Here is a 22844-nt window from a genome sequence, read left to right as displayed (position 1 = left end):
TTGCATAATGAACAATGAGATTGCAGTTATTTTTGACATGGATGGTGTAATATGCCATACCAACCCTTATCATTCTCTTGCCTTTCGTGAGTTTTTTGCGGCAAGAGATTTAGCCCCTACTGACGAAGAATTTGCCGAACACATGTTTGGTAAAAGCAATAGTTATATCTTAAGTCACTTTTTTAAACGTCCAGTTGCCGGAGCTGAGCTACTGGAAATGGAGCAAGAAAAAGAGGGATTATTCCGTAAAATTTACGAGCCTTATATTGAGCCAATCACCGGCGTTGTGGAATTTATGACGGATTTAAAACAGCATGGTGTAAAACTAGGTGTAGCTACTTCAGCGCCTTATGCCAATCTGGACTTGATCCTAAGCAAAATTGATATCCGCGAAAAACTTGGTTCAATTATGGCCAGCGAAGATGTAAAAAAACACAAGCCAGATCCAGAAGTATACTTAAAATCGGCCGAAAATCTGGGCCTAACTCCTGATCAATGCCTGGTGTTTGAAGATTCTTTTTCGGGTATCACAGCTGCATTAAATGCCGGGATGCGTGTGGTTGGGGTACTTAGCTCTCACACCAAAGAAGAGCTACCACCTTGTAATTTATACATCGACGATTACACTGACTTGTCTTATAAAAAGATCATTGAACTTTTCAACACATCATACTAGTTGCTGCCTACCATGGAAGATGAAAACAAAAATCCTTACGTCCAATTTAATGCACAAATCCTTAAGGATTGGAAAGACAATGGCGTAAGCTACATCAAATTGGTTGAGCTGGTGACCGATTTACCCGTTAAATTTTTCGAACTGGTGCCCAACTCCGAAATCCCCGACGCTGGTGAAACCATTTACCATATCGATTCAGAAGACATTACGGAACTTTTAGAACCATTAAAACATGTGAAATTTTTAGTTCACGAAATCTATTTAGAGGAAGAGGAAGACTAGCTTTTGGAAAAACCAATCGCTAGTTCAACTTAATTTCAAATAAACTGAATGTTCCTTTTGCATAGTGCAAAGGCAAACCTACGGTATTCTTTAATTTCGTTACACCTAGATAGGTAAAACCGCAGCTTACATAATATTTGTTTAGCTTCTCGTTCCCTGCGCCTGTATCCATTCTGATATAGGATTTCTCCTTTTCTATCGCATAATTTTTAACCCAGGCTACAATGTGCTTTACAAAATGCATCCCTCTAAACTTAGGGTTTGTGGCAATGCGGTGGATATATACCGCAGGGTCTTTATCTTTTTCTTCCCAAATTAACGGATCACTTAAAGTTAGCGTAAATACGCAGGCCATCTCTCCATCTACCATAATCTGCCACTGAAGGTCATCTTTGATCGTCTGCGCTACCATAGCTCTTTCGAATCCCAACCAATTGATTGATCCAACTATTTTCTGGTACGCAGTAGCTGCATCATACAGTTCAAATATCGCATCTATGTCTTGGTCTCTGCTTTTTACAACTTCCATCATCTCATTATTTGTTTCCTACAAATCTATGCAGCTTTAAGAAACTATCACAGATACAGAAATAAAATATTTTATGGTAACAGATGACCCATATATCCAGCAAACAATACTCGCCTTCAGATGTTACACTTCCGCAATACTTATTGCTCGATCATGATAGGGAATCTCCATTTCAAAACGATACTATTCCTTCTTTTACTATTTATTTCCACTCCCATTTGTGCCCAAATTTCATTCTATAATCAACACTATCACAGAGACTCCCTGGTCAGAGGGCCAATCACCGAAAACCCAGTGGAAAAAAGATTTGGACGTGGCGCATTTCTGTTCTCGCTCACAGAATTATTGCCATGGACCTATGACAGGTTTGTGGTAAATGCCGACTTCGCAAAAATCACCTTTAAAGGAATAGGCCAAAATTTAAAGCTTAGTAGCTGGGCTTGGGACAACGATGGATTTACCACCAATCAATTGAGCCATCCTGCGCATGGCAGCATCTTTTTCAATACTTTTCGCTCTAATGGTTACAACTTCTGGCAATCTATTCCGGCTGCAGTTGCAGGAAGTTACATTTGGGAAGTCGCTGGAGAAAATCAGGCATCATCGAAAAACGACTTCTTAAATACCTCTTTCGGCGGCGTGATCATCGGTGAAATGGTTCACCGTTTGGCTGGAAAACTAATCAATAACCGTAGTAGAGGGATCAGAAGACAGATCAATGAATCAGTAGCCTTATTGATTAATCCAGCAAATGGTTTTAACAGATTAATAGATGGCAAATGGGGGAAAGTACCCAACCCCATGGATATAGATTCTTCAAAAATAGATTTGGAAATCGATGCTGGTCTAAGAAATTTTAATGTGAATGAACGCAATGCTAGATTTAGAGGATATGGCCGAATAAAATTACTATATGGCAGTCCCTTTGAGAATTATAAAATACCCTTTAGCACCATTACCGTTAATGCGGAAGTTGGAAAAGATGATAGCACTTTTGTAAATGCAATCAATCTTTTTGGTTCCATCAAAGGTTGGCCCGTTGGTAGATCCGACTACTCCAGACATATCGCGGTCTTGACTGCCAATTACGACTACATTCTTAATCAGGCTTTCTCTTACAGCGGACAAAGTCTTAAAGCCAATTTATTTTCAGAATTTGGCGTGAAACGTAAAAACAGGATGAATACATCAATAGGTGCAGGCCCAATATTGCTTGCGGCCATCCCAGAGAAGTATATAGGCAACGGTAGAAACTACGATTATTGTTCTGGATTTGGCTTTAATGCCAATGCTGAAATCAATATCAATAATATTTTTTTTTACGGCATGACCTATAACAACGGCTTCTTTTTTACCTGGAATGGAAATACATCCAGCTTTTTTTTACAAAGTCTTTCAGCTGAGTTGAGATATCGATTTCTCCATAATCTTTCTTTCTGTACAGAGCCAGGTTATTTTGTATTAAGGGAGAATTATAAAAGCAATGAGGAGGTAACCAGAACCTATCCTTATTTAAAAATCGCTGTGAAATATAACATTCGCATCCAATAAGACTCATTTCACCTCATGACTGAGACTTACCCAATACCTTCAGAAATCGGAGATACTTTCTACGGACAGTAAAAAAGGGAGCCCATATTTTTATATGGCTCCCTTTGATAAACAGGTAAGAACCTAACTCTTACTTTAACAACTCAAAAACCTTATTCGGAATTTCGAAATTTTGTAGAAATCCTGTAAACCTATCGGCACCAGGGCCATAACTCAATAAAGGTACAGGCAAACCAGTATGGTCGGTGGTTGTATAAGTACTCACTACTGTCCCCGTTTTATAATTGCCATCTAATACAATCAAACCGCCAGTTTCATGATCTGAAGTGATAATAACTAAGGTTTCGCCATTTTTATCGGCAAACTGCAATGCTTTACCAACCACTCTGTCAAAGCTCAGGTATTCATCAATAGAGATATTAAGCTTATTACTATGGCCGCCATGATCAATTTTCGCACCTTCAATCATCAGAAAGAACCCCTTCTTATTGTCAGCAGACAGGAGTTCTACGCTTTTATCAAAAGCATGTTCAATCATCCTGTAATTATCTTCAGCCCGATCGGTATCAAAACAAAGTATTTTTTTACTTTTCTCTTCTTTAGGGATGTTACCAACACCTTTATACACCTCAAAGCCTGCAGCTTTAACACTGTTTAATATGGCATTATTATTCGCACCAAAAGCATCATGATAGCCAGCAATCACTAATTCGGCAGGACTTCTGCTCAGATCAGCGGCAATGCTATCACTTTGATCTCGCTCTGTTCTATGCGCAAAAAAAGTTGCAGGCGTAGCACCTGTTACCCGGTCATTACTCACAATTCCTGAACGAACGCCTATTTTAGCCAGTCGCTCAGGTAAATTGGGTACTTCCTTGCCATTGGCATCCATACCAATATAACGATTATTGGTTTTTTCACCTATCGACATGGCACTACCGCCTGCCGCAGAATCGGTGGTATAATCATTAGCCGCCGAAGTATTTGAAAAGCCCACATGTTTGATGTTCGTTGCATTCAAATATCCACCGTTAGCAGTTGCCGCAGCCCAAAAAGAAGAGAAGCCAGATCCATCGCTGATCAGCAAAATCACATTTTTAGGCTTAGCCTTCCCGTTATCACTCTTATAGGTAGGTTGATAAATGCTGTGCTTTGACTTTGCGGTATAGTTATTACTTGGATAATTGTTCAGAAACTTGGCCATTTCTGCCGGCGAGTCCGTATTCAAATAATCAACGCCCATTTTAATAAAAGCCTGCCAGCAGGTTTTGGTATCCGGGTTGCCCCAGAAACGTACCGGTTTTCCAATACGATGTACCGAGTCGACAAAGTTTTTTGTCTTCAATGAATCCGGTGCCACCATTCTACCTAAACCATTCCATTTACTAAACTGCTGAAAGCTTGCACTAAAAAAAGCTACTCTTTTTAACTGCTCTGCAGTATAAGCAGTATTTCGGTTCCCGTCAAAGAAAAAGATCTCATCAAAATCTTTAAACCTATCTGCAGTCGGTGCAGCTCCACTAATCACCAGCTTTATCGCATCAGGATTGTTCTTCACATCAAAATACTGACGGATGGGTTTCAACTTAGCTTCCAGACATCTTAAAGTAGGTTCACCAGCAGTTTTTAAGTCGATCATAAACTGTAGTTTACCACCATCTTTATACGCTTTGTTGTTGCCGTTTAGCTTAATTTGTCTTAGCAGCGGTTCTATATATAAGCTTTCAATGGTCTGTTTAGGATCGATCTCATTCTTGCGATGCGCAACATATAACTCATTTCCTTCCAGAAAAACATCAATCTCCATAGAAGCAAAATGATTGCCATGCGCTGCATAAAAGGGCTGACTCTGTAGGTAATCATTGTGAGAATGGGCATTTTTGCCTACCTCATATTGTTGAGCAAAGGTAGTAGTACCTGCGCCCAGTATCATCAAGCAAAAAATTGCTGCACGTAATGTATTTGTTCTTTTACTATTCATCTTCTGTTAAGGTTGAAACCAAACTTTAGTGTTGTGTGTCGGCATTTTACCGCCCATATGCTCTTGAACCCAAAGAATCAGGTTTGGATTGTTCTGCTCATTATCTGAATATACATAACGAACAGGTATTGGAGATAAAACCGAGGGACCAGGAACCAATTGTGGGTATCCCACTCTTCTCCATCCTGCCCATCCTTCAAAACCGTTCAGATAAGCATCTATCCATAATTGCTCGGCAATTTGCTGTAATGAATTTGTGGGAGAAAGTGCCGCCAATGGCTGATCCAAATAGGCCTTTTTCTGCGCTTCAGAGATAAATGGAGTCTCAGTCGCTGTTGCCGAACCTACTGCAGGCCATTTTTCCAGCGAAGCCTTAACTCCTGCCAGGTAAACATCTGCAGCTGTTCCACTAACGCCCATGTTACGCTGAATAGCTTCTGCTTTCAACAACATCAACTCTGTATATGTCATCAGAAAAGCGCGGTTTTCTTTTCGAATTCTCTTACCTATTACAGAGTAGTCATCCTTATTCAATCCTGTATTAGTATAATCAGCTTTCTGTTCAGCATTGCTCAATCCGGCACGCTGACCTCTGTATTCTAAGGGTTTAGCTGCATTTGCTACATTAGCGAGATAAGAATTTTTGGTTGGTGCAGCAAAGATGGTTAGCCTTGGATCATTCTTGCTTTTCAATAAGTTTACCATTACATCGCTCACCCTGGTATTGCCGCCAAAATCGACCCCACTACCATCAGCCGGAGGATTCTGAATAAACCAATAATACAAATCTGTACCGTTGTTATAAACTAATGTTGCCTGATCGCTGTTTCCTTCAAAAACAGGAAACTCTGTTGGATTGTTAAAAATGGCTGCTACCGATGCTTTAACATCGATCTTTGCCGATTGCCTCATCAGAATTCTCACTTTAAGCGAATTGGCAAATTTCCTCCAGCGATTGATGCTACCATTAAAAAGAATATCCCGTTTTACTGTAGTTCCTGCAGGCAGACTTTTGAATTGTTGATTTGCGGATTCCAGATCTCTTAGCATCAGCCCATAAACATCCTGTTGCGCTTGAAAATGAGCAAATTCCATTCCGCTCAGGTTACCCATTCCGGCTTCATCATAAGGGATATCACCATAAGCATCGGTCATTAAGGAAAGAATATACACTTTAAGGACATGGGCTACAGCTACATATTGTGGCAGATTACTTTTAGTACCGATCTCCTTCAGCTGGTTCACATCCTTGATTAAACGCATCGGACCATTCCATTCTTCGCGGAAAGAGGCTCCGGTTAGGTTGTATCGCCCGTCTTCTTCACTGGTACCACCCAGCCAGGCCAGGTGTTGTACATATTGCCCTGCACGTGTACCACTACCATTCATGGCATTTGCCGCACTAGCAATAATTGGCGGTAACAGCATTTCTGCAGGAACCGTAGCCGGATTGTTAGGGTTCACATTGATTTCTTCAAACTTTCCGCAGGAGCTGAGCAACAAAAGCATCGCACCGGTTATTATAGAGAACTTCTTCATTTGCTATATGTTTATAGAATTTGATTTAAAAGGATTAGAAATTAAGATTAAGCGCAAAACCAATGCTTCTCAACGAAGGGAGTGACATGGCCTCTACGCCTTGGAATTGACCATCATAAGCAGAAACCTCAGGATCAATGTTAGGTACATCCGACCAAAGTAAAAGGTTACGTCCTACAGCAGAGATAGAGCCTGTTTTTACGGCTATTTTTCGCAACAATGACGTTGGTAGCGCATAACTTAGCTTTACCTCTCTTAATTTTACGTAAGAAGCATCAAAAGTTGCAATGGCATCGTTGTTATAATAAGCGCGCCAGTAGTTTCTTACCGTTACTTCGGTCGAGTTTGGATTACCCGTATCGATATCCGTACCACCGCCAATCATATTTCCAGCACCATTCGCATCACGGTTTACCAAAGATTCTTTTAAACTACCTGCATTAATACCTTCTATATAAGTACGTGAATGTACTACGCCACCTTTTTGCATGCTAAACAACACACTTAACGATAGTTTTTTGTACCTAAAGTTATTGGTAATTCCGGCAGTGTAATCAGGATTTACATTACCAATGAAAGCCCAGTCGCCATTTTCTTCTTGTGGCAAACCGTTTTTATGTGTTAAACCTGCATTATTGTAAATCAGGTAGTCACCATATAAAGAGCCAAAAGAGCCATCACCTTTGGTATTTAGGGTACGTAATTCCAATGACGCCCAACGCTCTAATTGACGAATACGGGAGATCCCAATGTTTTCGGCCAGAGAAATTACTTTATTGCGATTCATGGCAAAGTTGACTGACATATCCCAACTAAAATCCCTGAGTTTAACCGGAGTTGCATTAAGCATCACCTCTAGTCCCTGGTTATTCATTTTACCCACATTCATCAGCTTAGTATCGTAACCTGCAGAAGGGTTTAAGGTGACAGGGATAATCAGGTCAGTCGTGGTACTTTTATAATAGGTCACATCCAAACCGATGCGGTTATTTAAAAAGCGGGAATCAAAACCAAATTCATAAGAGTCTACTTTTTCCGGACGGATATCCGCATTCGGGTAATTGTTATTATGAACCGCTACGGTTTCACCATTCCAACCCTGCGAAATCTGGAAGTTTGAAGCTGTTTGGTAAGGCTCTAAATCCCTACGTACAGAAGATACACTTCCTCTTAATTTCAAAAAGCTTACAACCGGACTGGTCAGATTAAACAACTCTGAAGCCACCACACTCAATGATGCGGATGGGTAGAAATAAGAATTGTTCTTTTTTGGTAAAGCACTAGACCAGTCATTTCTACCTGTTAAATCTAAAAACACAACGTTTTTATAACCCAATTGCGTAGTCGCATAAATGGAGTTGATCTTTTTCTCCTGATACGTATTACCAGCTACGATTGGAATGGCATTGTTGGATAAGTTGTATACATTAGGAATGGCCAACCTGCCTGCAATAGCACCTAGTCGTTTAGATTTCTGGGTAAGCAAGTTACCGCCTGCATTTGCGTTAAAGCTAAAATCACTACTGAATTTAGTATCGTATGATAGTAAGAAATCATGGTTGGTTTCCAGGAAATAGACATCATCCTCCTGATAATATCCATTTACAAATTGCGCCGTAGAAGTGGCATGTCTCATGGTACGCTTGTCGTTATAAAAATCACGACCCGTTCTTACCATTAGTTTTAAGTTCGGCATAAAATCGTAACTCAACTTTACATTGCCATACACCCTGTCGCGGTTGTTACCATTCAGGTTTTCCTGGGCTACAAAGTAAGGATTGTTCAACCTTGAACCATTTGGACTATAAATCGGCGTATTTTGCAAAGTATTTGAGGAACCTGGCTGCCAATAATTTTTCAAACTCTCTACGTTCACATTTCGGGGCATGTAAAGGAAAATTTTCATGATCGCATCATCATTTTTAGCCCCGTAACTGGTCCTGTTGTCACTGGCTGTATTGATGTAATTCATGTTTACATCAACTTTCAGTTTTTGGGTAATGTTGTATCCCGCATTTAAACCTAAGGTATTACGACTTAAGCCTGTATTTTCCACAATACCCGTTTGCTCGGCATTGGTATACGATAAACGGAAATTCAATTTATCGTTGCTGCTGGCAATAGATAAGTTATTGGTATAGGTTTGACCGGTAATAAAGAAGTCTTTCAATTGATTGGGATAAGCCACAAAGGGTGTAGGAACACGTTTTCCTGTAATGGGATCAATTGGCGAATCGAACTGCGGGATCAATTGCCCATTCATTGCAGGTCCCCAGTTTTCCATGATGTTATCATTGGTACCACCGCCCATTCCATCTACATAGGCATACTGACCATCGCGACCCTGACCATATTGGTATTGATAATCAGGCAATTTTAACGGCGACTCAAAGCTTGCCTGTGAGTTAAAAGAGATACCAACACCTTTAGTGCCTTTACCAGATTTGGTGGTAATCAGGACTACCCCGTTCGCGGCTCTTGATCCGTATAATGCCGCAGCATTCGGCCCTTTTAATACAGTAATCGATTCGATATCATTGGGATCAATCTCTCCGGCGGCATTACCATAATCCACCTCGCCTTCGCCATTCGTTAAGTTCGGATTGTTGTAATCCTGTCTGCCTGTATAAGCACGGGTAGATTGTTCGTTGTTGTTACTTACCGGCACTCCATCCACCACAAAAAGAGGAGAGTTGTTGTAATTATAACCACTTACGAAGTTTTGTCCACGGATCTGGATATTCGCAGAAGCGCCTACCCCACCCGATGAATTGGTGATTTGCACACCAGCTACTCTACCGCTAAGCGTATTCAATAGGTTGGTTTCATGTGATTCCTGTAACAGATTTCCATCTACTTTTTGAGCAGAAAAACCTATCGATTTTGCCTCCCGGGTAATTCCCAATGCTGTAACCATCACCTCATTCAGCTTATTGTCGTTTTCAGACAAAGCAACATTAATCACTTGACGGTCGCCCACAGTAATTTCTTTAGATGCATAGCCTACGAAAGCAAACACCAATACTGCATTTTCATCAGGAACCGTCAATTGATAATGTCCTTTGCTATCTGATACCGTACCTTGGGTACTACCTTTTACCCTAATACTTACACCAGGAATGGTTGATTTTGTACTGGCATCAGTTACCACACCTGTAATGTTTTTACTTTTTGCGAGTACAATTGAATTCTCATACTCCTGGTACGAAATGGCGTATGGTGTTAACAACTTGTGTAAAACATACTCCAATGGTTCATCTCTAAAGGCGATACTGCTAACCCCGGCTTTTTTAAGGTTAAGTGAAGTTGGATCATAGGCGAAATTCAGTCCCGTTTTGTTTTTAATTTTTTGAATGGCTGTTTCCAGGTTTTCTTTATCAAAGGAAATAGAGATCCTTTGTTTTAAAATACCCAGACTGAATAAGTTTTTTGCATAAAGCTGACCTGTGGTTAAAAAGAGGAATAGTACACAGAAGCTCATTACAGTTGATGTCTTTAATACAGTATGTATAATTTTTTTCATCAGTATATAATATTGTTTTTCTATTTTTGATTAAAATGTTGAGTGATTGACTTTTTAATAGCGATGCCCTTGGCATCCTATATAGAGGTTGCTGTTAGTTCCAGTAACAGCAGCTTCTTTTTTACCTATACAGTATTATCTTTCCATTTTCAGTTCTTGTATGAAGTCCGTGAATTTTTGCTGCGATTTTTAAGATGCGCTGCGCATTATCCGTTTTATTGATCGTGAAGGTGTATCTCAGTTCTGCGATCTCTGCATCAGGCGCCAGAAGTTCTGTGCCATAACAGCTGCTAAAAATATAAGCGAGTTCTTTAAAGGATACATTGTTAAGCTCCATTGTTGATTTGTTCCATGCAGCTACATAGTTGGTATTGATGCTATCCAGTTTAAAGGCGCCTGATTTGGTATTAAACCTGATGAGTTTCCCTTTGGTTAGGTAAGCCAGACCATGGTTTTTGTCGCTTACCTGCACTTTACCATGTGAAACAGCTACTTCAACCTCGGTTAAATCCGCTTTGTTTTTAATGTTGAATGCTGTACCCAATACCTGAGTTGAAATCTGCCCGGATTGGACAATAAAAGGGCGTTTAGGATTTCTTGCAATGGAAAAGTAAGCTTCGCCACCCTCCAGTTTCACCATACGCCTGCTGCCCCGCGTAAATGTTGCAGGTACATGTAACTTTGTTCCGGGGCGCAAAGTTATCACTGACCGGTCTGTGAGTGTTATGGTTTTGGTCTCGCCAGCTTTGCTGTTATAAGTAGTCCAGGTCTCATTTCTGTTTACCTCGGGTTTACTGCCAGATCTATATAAGGCAATACCAATTGAAGCTATGAGTAAGATTGCTGCTGCAGCCCTTATAAAAAATAGTTTAAAGCTTTTATGTTGATTTACTTTCTGATAAATCTGATCGAAGATTTCATCTTTGATTCTGTTTTCTTTATCTATATCTCCGAAAGCATCAAAGGGGAGCTTGTCATCTGTCTGATGGAACCAGGTTATGGCCCGTTGGTCTACGTCTTTTTTAAAGCGGCTGTTTGTCTTACCCATATACTAACTCATCATCGCCAAAGTCAAAAAGTACTTTAAGCGCGGGTTATGTATAGGTTAAAGTTTTGTTAAGGCAATTGTAAATAGCGCGGCGAGGTTTGTGGGGTCAGAATAGAATTTTTTTGTTTTCTTTTTGAGTCTTTCCAATGCCTGAGAAATGTTGTTTTTTATGGTTTGTTCGGATAAGGAAAGCTCGGAAGCAATTTCACGAATTGACTTATTTTCCTCCCTGCTCAGCACAAATGCCTTTCGCATAGTATCCGGCATTTCCTCAATTTCCTTATTAAAGAACGCTTTCAGTTCATTTGCTTCTAGGTTATGCTCTATGGAATGTTGCAACTGATCATCCTGAAAAATGTTGTTCCTGGAAAAGTCGGCCAGGTTCTTTTTGTAAAAACTAATGGTTCTATTTTTTGCCGCAGTATTTAAATACGGAGCAAGGGTACTTTCGATAGTAATAGCTTTTCTAGAAGTCCAGAGATTTACAAAAATGTTCTGAACAATATCCTTAGTGGCCTCTTCATCATGTATTCTGCGGTATACCATATTGTAAACTTCTTTCCAGTACCGCTCATATAAAACCTTAAAGGCCGACTGATCTCCTTTTCTTAAACCAAGAAGTAAATTATCATCAGTATCAATGGCATTATACATGCTTCAAAGGTAGAAGTCAGTTGTTAAGCCAAGGTTAAGATCAAAAAAATAAGACGGTCCTTACCTACAAGAATATTTTTGTAGATAAGGACCGCCTTATTCGATCTCTATTTAATCCAGGATGGACCAATATTATTATTGCTTAGGTTTTCTTATCGATATGTTAAAATCCTTCCAAATTTGAGCTTGCTCAGGCGTCATGATTTCTTTTTCTTTAGCAGCCATTTCTTTCCTGACAGCGGTAACTTTTCCCTTTCTTTGTTCGTCAGTTAATGTTGCATCTTCTTTAATTGCCTTTTGTGCTTTACTACTTTCAGATATCGCATCGTGCATTTTTTGTTTATTTTCATCACTAAGCTTCATCACAGTAAAAACTGAATCTCTTCGTAATTTCATACTTTTAGGTTTGTCTTGAGCAAAAATTGTACTTGCCGCCAACATCAATCCGAATAACAATGCTACTTTTTTCATAATTACTATTTTATATCGTTTAATTTATGTTTAATGATTGGAGTTTTGTCCCCCTATACTTCTATTTAAATTACTACACCTGCCGCAACAACTATACTATAGTTTACCATAGAAATCTAATAACGTCAGCTGAAAGATATTGATTTACGATCAAAAAATAAGCTCCACAAGTAAAATTCATCAATTTCAAACTATTTCTGGAGATATTCGAAAGTCCGTTGTCTCATTCTCCCCTACCTTCACTATTATAAAGAATTAGATCTGTAATAACAAAAGATTGAATGATGAGAAAAACTTTCAGCATGCTTTTAGCAGCCTCCACCCTTGCTTTAACCAGTTTTGCACAATCCGGGCAAGACACATCTTTGAAGTGGTTAAAGAATAGTACTAATGTAATTAGCTACCAATTAAATAAAGCGTCAAAGACCTACAAACCTGGTCAAAATCCCCGTTCGGTGAATCCAGATGGCACTGTAAGACTTGCTCCTTATAAAGATTGGACTACTGGCTTTTTTCCAGGTTCATTATGGTATGGCTATGAGCTTACCGGAGACAAAAAACTAGCAGAAAAGGCAAAACGTTTTACCCTGGCTTTGGATTCTGTCCGCTACCTTACACATACCCATGATTTAGGTTTTATGTTGTATTGCTCATACGGAAATGCTTATCGCATTACTGGTGATAAAACTTATTTACCTGCATTAGCCGATGGCGCAAAAAATCTTTTTGCCAGGTTTAATCCTAAAGTTGGCGCTATACGCTCATGGGATTTCCCACAATGGCATTTCCCGGTAATCATTGATAATATGATCAACCTTGAGTATCTATACTGGGGCGCAAAAGAATTCAACAAACCTGAATATGCACAGGCAGCAAATACCCATGCCATTACAACCATGAAAAACCATTACAGAAATGACCATAGCTCGTACCATGTGGTGGATTATGATCCTGAAACTGGAAAGATCCTACGTAAGGCGACACACCAAGGCCTTACTGACGAATCGGCATGGGCACGAGGACAAGCCTGGGGACTTTACGGCTATACCATGTGTTATGAAAACACCAAGGATCAAAAATTCCTTGATCAGGCAGAATTGGTTGCTGCTTTTATCATGAATCATCCACGTATGCCTAAGGATAAAATTCCGGTTTGGGATTTTGATGTGCACAATGCGCTGGATGTGGATGAACGTGCCCCTAGAGATGCTTCAGCCGCAGCTGTTATTGCATCAGCGTTGCTGGATTTAAGTACTCAGGTAAAGGATGGCAAAAAATATATGGACTATGCAGAAGCCATACTCAAAAGTCTATCTTCGCCAGCTTATTTGGCCAAACCAGGTACAAATGGTTTATTTATCTTAAAACACAGTGTAGGTGCTTTCCTTTACAATTCTGAAATCGACACCCCTCTGGATTATGCTGACTATTATTACCTGGAAGCTTTGAAAAGATATGCCAACATCAAAAAAATAGATCTTTCAAAAATTTAAAAGATGAAAAAAAAAGGAATTGTTCTATTCACTATTTTAACATTATGTTATATAGGGGTTCACGCGCAAGAAACAGACCTTACAAGAGTAAGCTTTGACAACATCAACCTCTCCTATCCGGGCCTTGAAAAAACAAATCAGCTTTTTACGACTGGTAAATACGAGGATGCCGCTAAAGAATTGCTAAGTTATTACAGAAAAAAAAGCAAGGCTAAAGCACCTGATTTCAGCAACTCTGAAAAGCCTGCCGATTTAAGTAAGCCTATTGACAAGGCTACACAAGAAATGGCAGACAAAGCTTTATTCCACCAGTTTCAACCCCACAAGGGATATGGCTACTTCGATTATGGCCAGGATATCAATTGGCAAATGTGGCCGGTAAAAGACAATGAAGTACGCTGGCAGTTACACCGTGTAAAATGGTGGCAAGCGCTGGCCTTGGTTTATCATGCCACAGCCGATGAAAAATATGCTAAAGAATGGATATACCAATACAGCGATTGGGCAAGAAAAAACCCATTGGGTTTATCAAAGGATAACGATAGGTTTGTATGGCGCCCGCTTGAAGTTTCGGACAGGGTTCAAAGTTTACCTCCAACTTTTAGTTTATTTGTAAATTCTCCTAATTTCAGTCCTGCCTTTTTAATGGAGTTTTTAAAAAGCTACCATCAACAGGCGGATTATTTATCTGAAAATTTTGCCGAAAAAGGAAACCATCGTTTATTTGAAGCGCAACGCACCTTATTCGCTGGTGTGTCATTTCCTGAATTTAAAAATTCCCAAAGATGGAGACAAACTGGTATCACTGTATTAAACACCGAAATTAAAAAACAAGTGTATGCAGATGGAATGCAGTTTGAGCTTTCGCCGATTTACCATGTTGCTGCCATTGATATATTCTTAAAAGCTTATAGCTCTGCACAGCGTGTTAACCTGGAAAAAGAATTTCCACAATCTTATGTGCAAACTGTGGAAAACATGATTATGGCCGTGATCAGCATTACTTTACCAGATTACAACACGCCTATGTTTGGTGATTCATGGCTTACCGATAAAAAATTCAGAATGAGTCAGTTTGCAAGTTGGAGTAAAGTTTTTCCGGCAAACAAAGCGATCAAGTTCTTTGCTACAGATGGTAAAGAAGGTCAGGCTCCAAACTTTTTATCTAATGCATTGAGCAATTCTGGCTTTTATACATTTAGAACTGGATGGGATAAAAATGCAACCGTTATGGTGTTAAAGTCTAGCCCTCCGGGAGAATTTCATGCCCAGCCAGATAATGGAACTTTCGAGCTTTTTGTAAAAGGCAGAAACTTTACACCCGATGCTGGCGTATTTGTATACAGTGGAGACGATGCCATTATGAAACAAAGAAACTGGTACCGCCAAACGCGTATTCATAGCACGCTTACACTTGATAACCAAAATATGGTGATTACCAAGGCACAACAAAACAAATGGGAAACCGGGAAAAACCTGGATATCCTTACTTATACCAACCCTAGTTATGCTGAACTTAATCATCAGCGTAGTGTACTTTTCATCAACCAGAAATACTTTCTAGTTATTGATCGTGCAATCGGCAAAGCTACTGGAAATCTGGGCGTACACTGGCAATTGAAAGAAGATAGCAAACCAGTTGTCGACCAATCAAAAAACAGGGTTTACACTACATACGGAGATGGAAACAATTTATTAATCCAATCACTAAATAGTGATAAGATAACACTTACTGAAGAGGAAGGTAAAGTATCTTATGTTTACAACAAGGAACTATCCAGACCTGCTTTTGCATTTGAAAAGCTTAAAAAGGATGATAAGACACAAAATTTTGTGAGCATCGTTTACCCTTATCATGGGGAGAAAGCACCAAGCATCAGCATTAAAGAAAACGCTGGTAATGATTTCGAAAAAGGCAACATCAACATTAGCCTGATCATTAATGAAAAAAAACAAGACATTAAGACAACGCTGAATTAACAACACTTATAAATGAAGAAAGGCAACCCTATTGGTTGCCTTTCTTCATTATAGAAATATATCCTTTACTTTGCCGGCACAAGCAATAAGGCGTCCGCCACTACAGCTCCATCCGATCCCTTAGCCAAAATTTCAACATAAGCCTTTCTTCCTGCATCGAGGGAATAAGTACCCAAGCTAACCCACTCACCAGAAGTTTGACCAACAACCTTAACTTCAGTATCCTTTATCAACACTTCTTTAATCCCAGTTCCGTCATTAACATGAACAAGCGTTAATGCTGCTGCATTTTTCAACTTCGGGTAATAGATATATAGTTCATACTTTCCCTTTTTTAAAACTTCAGGTTTGTATTTAATTGATTTGGGATCCGAAGAAACCGTGTCTGCGATAAAATAATCAGGACCGTACCCACCAGATTTATGGATAGCCCAATCTCCTTTTTTCTCCACCTTTAGTACATCGCTATTGTCTACCAGAATTTCCGGCAGACTTCCATCCGCAAGAGGATTTGCTTTTAGCTGTGCCTGAACCTTTGCCACATCAACCTTTTGTACCGACAGTTTCTGATCAATTGCCTGCACTGCAGCCAACGCCGCCGATTGACCAAGCACCATAAAAACAGGCTCCATACGTATAGAGCCGTAAGCGATATGACTGGCAGAAAGACAAACCGGCACCAATAAGTTAGTTACCTCAGTTTCCTTTGGAACAATTGCACGGTAGGAAATCGGATAGGGCCCAAAACCGCCCTCCTCTACATTCCCTTCATTTTTCACCATTCCATTGACAACCAGTCGGTCACAATTGTGTGAATCCATTGTATATGCCGCCATACCTACGCCATCTGTTACTGTTTCTCTACCCTGACAATGGTGTTGTGTCATCACCAATTCCCCTTTCATTCTCCTGGCTTCTCTGACATAAAGCTGGTGTGACCAGTTCCCCATATCAGTATACTCATCTTTAGGGTAACCCCATTGATTGAGCTCTGATCTGATGTGTGCATCAACCCGAGGATCATTACCTACAAAATACAACAGGCCTTTGGTATAATCAACATGCGCCTTCCAGATCTCGGCTCTTTTCTGGTAATCTGCATCAGGGTACTCCCAGTTCATTCCAATCATATCCGTAGAGAAGCCGTTCCTGTTGTTGATATCGGTTTTTCCATTTGGCATGCCACTCCATATGAAACCATCTTGCAGGGATTTCCAAGGTCTTTTTTCCATTTGCCGCAGTAACAACTCATATTTTTCTGGTTGATAGTGCTCTGGCTTGGTAATGGGTATCAGGTTTTCCTTATTATTAGTTAAGCAGATCCGAAAGTTATAAGCCTGAACTTTTTTATCTCCTGTTCCGTCTTTTTCCAAAACACCAGTGTTAATACCCCAAAGCAATCCGCTTGAAGCATCCCCAGGAGTTTTGTAAGGGTCTATCCCCTCAAGCATCTGATGCCCCTTCATGAACTGAACGCCATTAAAAGTTTCCTTGTACAAGTCATTTGCCTCCCGCCCCACAGTATAAGAAACGCCTGCCTTTGCCATCAAATCTCCTTCATAGGAACAATCGATAAACATTTTGGCTTTAACCCTGTTATTTGGTGTAGCTTTGTTCGTACTCTCGAGTGCTATTTCGCTGATCAGGGTACCATTCCTGGTAACCGACACTAAACGGTTCTGGTACAAAACTTCTACTTTAGCGCTTTTAATATATTCAAGAAAGAGATTTTCGGCGACATGAGGCTCAAACACCCATTGCTCAAATTTGCCATAATGCTGACCTATTCTTCTGTAGAAATCAAGTGCAAGGCCACTGATGGCGTATTTATTACCTATGTCGGTAAGGCCGAGACCACCGGAACTCATTCCACCAAGGTGTTTTCCAGGCTCAATTAACAATACGGTTTTTCCAAGCTTTGCTGCTGTATAGGCTGCAATTACACCAGAAGAAGTTCCTCCATAGATACAGATATCATAATCTTTCTTATTGGGTTGCTGGGCTAGTGAAGGCTGCAGCGATAAGCCGATCAGAATGGGTATCAGCAAGTAAAGAAGAATATTTTTCATAACTAGTATTTAGGGTTTTGAATTAATTTAGTATTGGTCACCACTTCTATATTAGGAATTGGCCATAGATAATCTCGTTCGCTATTGAAAGTACGTATTTCTATGACCCTCAAATCAGCACGATTTGGTACCGCAGAATAATCGGCCAGACCGTTTTCGTCTATTTGTGGTGCGGCAGCAAGCAAACCTCTTTGTACCCTTCCGTAGAAGTTTCCAGTCATTGCTTTCTCAGCAATATTCCATCTGCGGAGATCTGTTTGTCTGAAACCTTCCATAGCCAGTTCATAAAGGCGTTCTTTACGAACTAAACTGCGAAACTCAGCTGGCGTTTTACCCAATGTAATAGCCGGCATGTTTACACTTGGCCGCTGCCTTACCAGGTTAATAGCGTCATAGGCCGACTGATCTAATTGATTGAGCTCGTTTTTTGCTTCGGCATAAATTAGCAGGATTTCAGCATACCGAATCTGTATTACATTCAGTTCCGAATTGGAGCGGTCTATCTTATCGGCCAGGTCTACATATTTTCGCCAGCAATATCCGGTAAATGTAGCAAAGGCGTTAATGGCTTCCTGATTGTCGACCCGTGTTGCTGGTGTTGTATCGTAATTCCAGCATTTTAAACTGTCTCTATGTGTTTCAAACTGATAGTTGAAATATATTGATCCGGGCAATGCAATGGTAAATCCAAGCCTGGGATCTCTGTTTTTATACGGAACTTTAGGATCAAAAAGTGGTGACTCATCAATATTCAATCCATCTGTGCATGGATATGCGTCTACAAGTGATTGTGAGGGTACTTTGTTTGAAAACCCTTGTCCGTTCCTCGATAAAAGAGCTGTTGGGGTAGAATGGGTTTTGGTTTTTGAGGCGCGAAGATATTGAAATGCCCAGATGATCTCATTCGAATTCTGTCCTGCATAACTAAACAAAGCACCAAAATCGTTATGCAGACTATAGATTTTCAGATCCATGACTGCTTTAGCAGCATCAGCGGCATCCTGCCACTTCCCATTGTTTAGTGCGGAGCGGGCTTTAATGGATAGCGCTGCTCCTTTTGTTGCCCTGCCAACATCAGCTCCGGTGTAGCTATTCGGCAAATCCGGAGCTGCTTCAGTTAGCTCTTTCATAATAAAATCGACCAGTTCAGCTTTTGAAGTTTTAGGAATCTTAGCTTCTTCGAGGGTTAACATTTTAGTAACCAATGGTACGCCACCAAAGTAATCGATAAGATATTGATAGGTATAGGCCCGGATGAAACGAGCTTCCGCTTTGGAACGGTTAAATATGGCGGGAGTAGTTTTGTCCTTTACTTTGTCAAGATTATCCAAAATGAAATTGCATTTTGCAATTACTTTATAGGAGTCTCTCCAGATATTCAATGCATAACCATTGTTACTGTCGTGGTTACCTTTCCCTATACTCTGCAAGGGGCTATTGTTACGGTCCCAACCGATATCTGTTCCATCATCTATAGTAAGATTGAGTGGCATGCCATCAAGCGGTGGATTACTTACATATTTATACAAGCCGTTAACAGCCAATATAAGTTCATCCTGATTGGTGAAAAAAGTATCATCTGCGGGACCTGACAAAGGACTTTTATCCAGATATCCTTTTTGGCATGAAGGCGCAACTGTTATTAAGACAGCGGCCAGTATAATAAGGTATATATTTGTTTTCATCTGTTTCGTATTTAAAATGTAGCCTCTAAACCAAAGCTATATAGTTTAACCTGGGGATAGACACTTCCTGAACCAATTGGTGCTTCTACGTCGTAACCATTAAGAAAGCGGTCGAACGAGGCCACGTTTGAGCCATTTGCAAATACCCTGAGGCGGTTGATGCTTAGCTTTTTGATCACACTAGCTGGCAGGGTGTAACCGATCTGGATATTTTTAATACGCAAATAAGACGCATCTCTCATCCAGAAACTGGAAGCCTGCTCATTATTAGATTCACCAAAAGCGAGTCGCGGATATTTTGCACCCGGGTTCTCTGGCGACCAACGATCTTTATTTTCCTCGCGGATCGTTCCACCAAGTGCTCCGCCTACATTAAAGGGTAAAACACCAGGCCCATTCACATAACCATTCGCTTTACCTACGCCTTGTATCAACATAGAAAAATCGATGCCTTTGTAGGATGCGCCAATATTGGAAGCAAAAGTAAATCTGGGAATAACACTACCTATAATGATCTTATCACTTTCGGTAATCAGGCCATCGCCATTTTGATCTTTGTATTTGATGTCGCCTGCTTTAACAGCACCAAATTGTTTAGCGTGAGCGGCAACTTCTGCATCAGATGTAAAAAAACCTTGTGCTTCGTAACCAAAAAGTGAGCCGATTGAATAACCCTCTCGGTTTACCTGTAGCTTGCCGGCCTCGTTGATGCCTTTCATATCAATTACGGTATTTTTTACATCAGATACATTGAAACTCACGTTATAATTGAAGTCTTTAACCTTCCCTTTATAAACTATGCCCAGTTCCCAGCCCTTATTGTCAACAACTCCAGCATTTTGAAAGGGTGCTTTCAGACCAATGGTGAGTGGGACATCAAGCTCCAGAAGTATATCCCTGGTACGCCTTTGATAATAATCGGCAGTGATGCTCAAATTATTGAAAAGGGTTAAATCAATACCGATATTCTTTTCTTCAGTAGCCTCCCAGGAAATATTCTTATTGGCCATCTTGTTTAATATTGCCGTATTTACGATCTGTTTACCCAAGGTAGTAGATTCCAATTCCAGCGCAGTGGTGGAGGGATAGGTACCGATAAGTTGATTACCGAGCCTACCCCAGGAAAGCCTTAGTTTGGCTTCGTTAATGGTGTTTTTTAATCCACTGAAAAAGTTTTCTTCTGAAATTCTCCATCCTGCTGATGCAGATGGGAAAAATCCGTATTTATTGCCGGCTGAAAAGCGGGATGAGCCATCGTAACGTGCATTGACCTCGAATAGATATTTTCCTTTATAGGTATAATTAAACCTGCTGAAGAGTGATTGCAGTGCCCATTCTTCGGCATCACCAGTTGCAGTTTGATTTAAAGCTGAACCAGTGTTAAGCACTGGATACTCTGGAAGTATATAGGTATCGCGATAGCCATTTAGTGACTCGGCATAATAATCTTCCCGAGATCCACCGATTAAAAATTTTAAATCGTGATCACCAAAACGCTTGCTTGCTGTAATGGTTGCACGTATATTGTTAAAAAACGATTGGACTTGCTTTTGTGTTAATGAGGTTAATGCCGGAGTAAGGAAACTACGTGTGCCATTGGGTAAATAGGACTGGATCGCTTTCCGGAAATTTTTGGCTGATGAAAGTGCATATTTGGGTGAATAGGCTGCCTCTGCCTCCAACCACTCTACGGGTTTATAATTTAAAGTGGCGTTAATGCTGCCAAATGGTGCTCTCAGCCTGTTTGTGCCTCCATCTCTGCTTGCTGATATGGGATTGACACCGTTCCAGCCCACTCCCCACTGGCCATTTTCAGTAATGCCAATCTGATTTGCAGGAATTCCATTCATCCACTGGAAGATCTCGCCGGAGGCTGAAGTATTAGGATCCGAGGTTGACGCAGGTTCGGTAGTGATGGTATTTACGAATTGAAGGTCAACTCTGGCTTTTAGTTTATCAGAAAAAGTGATGTCGGCATTGTTACGAATGGTGTATCGTTTGAAATTTGAGTTTTCAATGATCCCTTTCTGGTCGAGAAGCCCGAAAGAGCCCAGTAATTTTACCTTTTGCGTGCCACCCTGGATGGTTAGAAAATGGCTTTGTTGTAATCCGGAACCTGTTAATGTTTCTTTTTGCCAGTCGGTATTTGGATAAAGATCTGAACTACGTCCGTTCTGCTCGCGGTACTTGTCGATCAGCGTATTGGCATAAAGGGGGGTTCTACCGGTATTGGCGTATGCTTCGTTGATTAACAGCATATAATCCAGCGCGTTTACCAGCTTCGGCAAATTCGTTGCATCCTGCCAGCCAATATAGTTGTTGTAAGAGATACTGACCTGATCGGCGCTTGCCCTTTTTGTTGTCACTAAGACCACGCCATTTGCAGCCCTGGACCCATAGATGGACGAAGAAGCGGCATCTTTAAGGATAGAAATGGATTCTATTAAATTTGGATCTATATTGTTGATTGAACCCTCGATTCCATCGATGATGACTAATGGATCGGCATTGCCCATGGTACCTATCCCACGTATGCGAATTTGCCCACCATCACCACCGGGCCTGCCCGAACTTTGTCTGATGGTAACACCAGGCGCCATACCTTGCAGCGCAGCAGAGGTTTGCCCCATCGGACGCGCCGCCAGATCCTTTCCTGAAACCATAGAAACAGCACCAGTTAGGTTTACTTTTTTCTGCGTTCCATATCCAACTACCACAACCTCGGTTAGATCAGTATCATCAGCCTGCATTTTTACATTGATACTGCTCTGATTACCTAGAAGGATTTCCTGAGCGGTATAACCAATATAGGAAAATAGCAGAGTGTTGCCACTTTTGGCTTCAATTGAGTAACGTCCCTTCTGGTCTGTAACGGTTCCCACGTTGGTTTCTTTCACTTTTACACCTACCCCTGCCATTGGTATTCCAGCATCATCGGTTACAATTCCCCCAATTTTTTGACGGGTATTATCAACTGTCCCCTGGTCTGCTTTGTGATCTGCAGGAATAGCCGGTGAAGCTGTTTTTTGCAATACAATGTATTTTTCTTTAACCAGCCAGCTCAGTCCTTTACCCTTGAGTGCTACTTTCATCACTTCGGCAAGGTCAGCCCCATTAAAGTCGACAGAGATCTTTTCAGTGTCGTCCAGCAGTTTATTACTGTAAAATACGGTTAAACCAGTTTGTTTCTTAATGGTTTTAAATAAAGTGGCAATGGTAATGTTTTTGCCTTTGAGGCTGATCTTACTGACGCCCTGGGTACTTGCGCTGACAGGCATTAAGATCATCACCATAAAAATAGCTGGCAGTGATAGCCAGCCTAATCGGGTTAGTTTTTTAAGCATACATCTAAAGTTTATATAA

General features: G+C 40.6%; 15 protein-coding genes. 5 read left to right on the top strand and 10 right to left on the bottom strand.

Annotated features, from left to right (window positions below):
- Positions 1-7: 7 nt before the first annotated feature.
- Positions 8-676 carry an HAD family hydrolase gene (locus tag BLS35_RS06575; protein WP_090779059.1) on the top strand — a complete coding sequence of 223 codons (669 nt, stop codon included), beginning with the start codon at positions 8-10 and terminating at the stop codon, positions 674-676.
- Positions 677-688: 12 nt separating this feature from the next.
- Positions 689-958, top strand: coding sequence for a hypothetical protein (locus tag BLS35_RS06570; RefSeq protein WP_090779057.1), 270 nt, complete (start codon positions 689-691; stop codon positions 956-958).
- Positions 959-977: 19 nt separating this feature from the next.
- On the opposite strand, the gene BLS35_RS06565 is transcribed toward BLS35_RS06570, so the two are convergent.
- Entirely contained in the window at positions 978-1490 is a 513-nt protein-coding gene (locus BLS35_RS06565) for a GNAT family N-acetyltransferase (protein WP_207909076.1), read from the bottom strand.
- Between the two features lie 291 nt (positions 1491-1781).
- Between BLS35_RS06565 and BLS35_RS06560 the strand changes: the two genes are divergently transcribed.
- Positions 1782-3038, top strand: coding sequence for a DUF3943 domain-containing protein (locus tag BLS35_RS06560; RefSeq protein ID WP_165973209.1), 1257 nt, complete (start codon positions 1782-1784; stop codon positions 3036-3038).
- A gap of 130 nt (positions 3039-3168) precedes the next feature.
- Here BLS35_RS06560 and BLS35_RS06555 read toward each other — a convergent pair whose 3' ends face one another.
- The 6 genes from BLS35_RS06555 to BLS35_RS06530 form a co-directional block, all read right to left on the bottom strand.
- Positions 3169-5019, bottom strand: a complete 1851-nt coding sequence (locus BLS35_RS06555) for an alkaline phosphatase (protein WP_090779051.1) — start codon at positions 5017-5019, stop codon at positions 3169-3171.
- A gap of 6 nt (positions 5020-5025) precedes the next feature.
- Positions 5026-6558 (bottom strand): SusD/RagB family nutrient-binding outer membrane lipoprotein, encoded by a 1533-nt coding sequence (locus tag BLS35_RS06550; protein WP_090779048.1) that lies wholly within the window; start codon positions 6556-6558, stop codon positions 5026-5028.
- A 34-nt stretch (positions 6559-6592) separates the two neighbouring features.
- The gene (locus tag BLS35_RS06545) at positions 6593-10081 is read right to left on the bottom strand and encodes a SusC/RagA family TonB-linked outer membrane protein (protein ID WP_254778709.1); all 3489 of its coding nucleotides are present in this window, start codon (positions 10079-10081) and stop codon (positions 6593-6595) included.
- A gap of 121 nt (positions 10082-10202) precedes the next feature.
- Positions 10203-11129 (bottom strand): FecR family protein, encoded by a 927-nt coding sequence (locus BLS35_RS06540; protein ID WP_090779045.1) that lies wholly within the window; start codon positions 11127-11129, stop codon positions 10203-10205.
- A gap of 57 nt (positions 11130-11186) precedes the next feature.
- Positions 11187-11783 carry an RNA polymerase sigma factor gene (locus BLS35_RS06535; RefSeq protein ID WP_090779043.1) on the bottom strand — a complete coding sequence of 199 codons (597 nt, stop codon included), beginning with the start codon at positions 11781-11783 and terminating at the stop codon, positions 11187-11189.
- A gap of 135 nt (positions 11784-11918) precedes the next feature.
- Positions 11919-12254, bottom strand: coding sequence for a hypothetical protein (locus BLS35_RS06530; protein WP_090779041.1), 336 nt, complete (start codon positions 12252-12254; stop codon positions 11919-11921).
- Between the two features lie 284 nt (positions 12255-12538).
- Between BLS35_RS06530 and BLS35_RS06525 the strand changes: the two genes are divergently transcribed.
- The gene (locus BLS35_RS06525) at positions 12539-13747 is read left to right on the top strand and encodes a glycoside hydrolase family 88 protein (protein WP_090779719.1); all 1209 of its coding nucleotides are present in this window, start codon (positions 12539-12541) and stop codon (positions 13745-13747) included.
- A 3-nt stretch (positions 13748-13750) separates the two neighbouring features.
- The gene (hepC, locus tag BLS35_RS06520) at positions 13751-15727 is read left to right on the top strand and encodes a heparin-sulfate lyase HepC (protein WP_090779039.1); all 1977 of its coding nucleotides are present in this window, start codon (positions 13751-13753) and stop codon (positions 15725-15727) included.
- Between the two features lie 65 nt (positions 15728-15792).
- Here hepC and BLS35_RS06515 read toward each other — a convergent pair whose 3' ends face one another.
- Genes BLS35_RS06515 through BLS35_RS06505 form a run of 3 tightly spaced genes read right to left on the bottom strand, consistent with a single transcriptional unit; the run spans position 15793 to position 22825 of the window.
- Positions 15793-17796, bottom strand: coding sequence for an FAD-dependent oxidoreductase (locus tag BLS35_RS06515; RefSeq protein ID WP_090779037.1), 2004 nt, complete (start codon positions 17794-17796; stop codon positions 15793-15795).
- A gap of 2 nt (positions 17797-17798) precedes the next feature.
- Positions 17799-19481: a RagB/SusD family nutrient uptake outer membrane protein gene (locus BLS35_RS06510; protein ID WP_090779035.1), complete on the bottom strand. Its 1683-nt coding sequence runs from the start codon at positions 19479-19481 to the stop codon at positions 17799-17801.
- Positions 19482-19492: 11 nt separating this feature from the next.
- Complete coding sequence (locus tag BLS35_RS06505) at positions 19493-22825, bottom strand: TonB-dependent receptor (RefSeq protein WP_090779033.1); 3333 nt, start codon at positions 22823-22825, stop codon at positions 19493-19495.
- Positions 22826-22844 lie beyond the last annotated feature (19 nt).

The sequence above is a fragment of the Pedobacter sp. ok626 genome (genome assembly GCF_900100435.1).
GTDB lineage: Bacteria > Bacteroidota > Bacteroidia > Sphingobacteriales > Sphingobacteriaceae > Pedobacter.
Note: the sequence above shows the minus strand (reverse complement) of the source record. Positions and strands in the feature narration are given on the sequence as shown.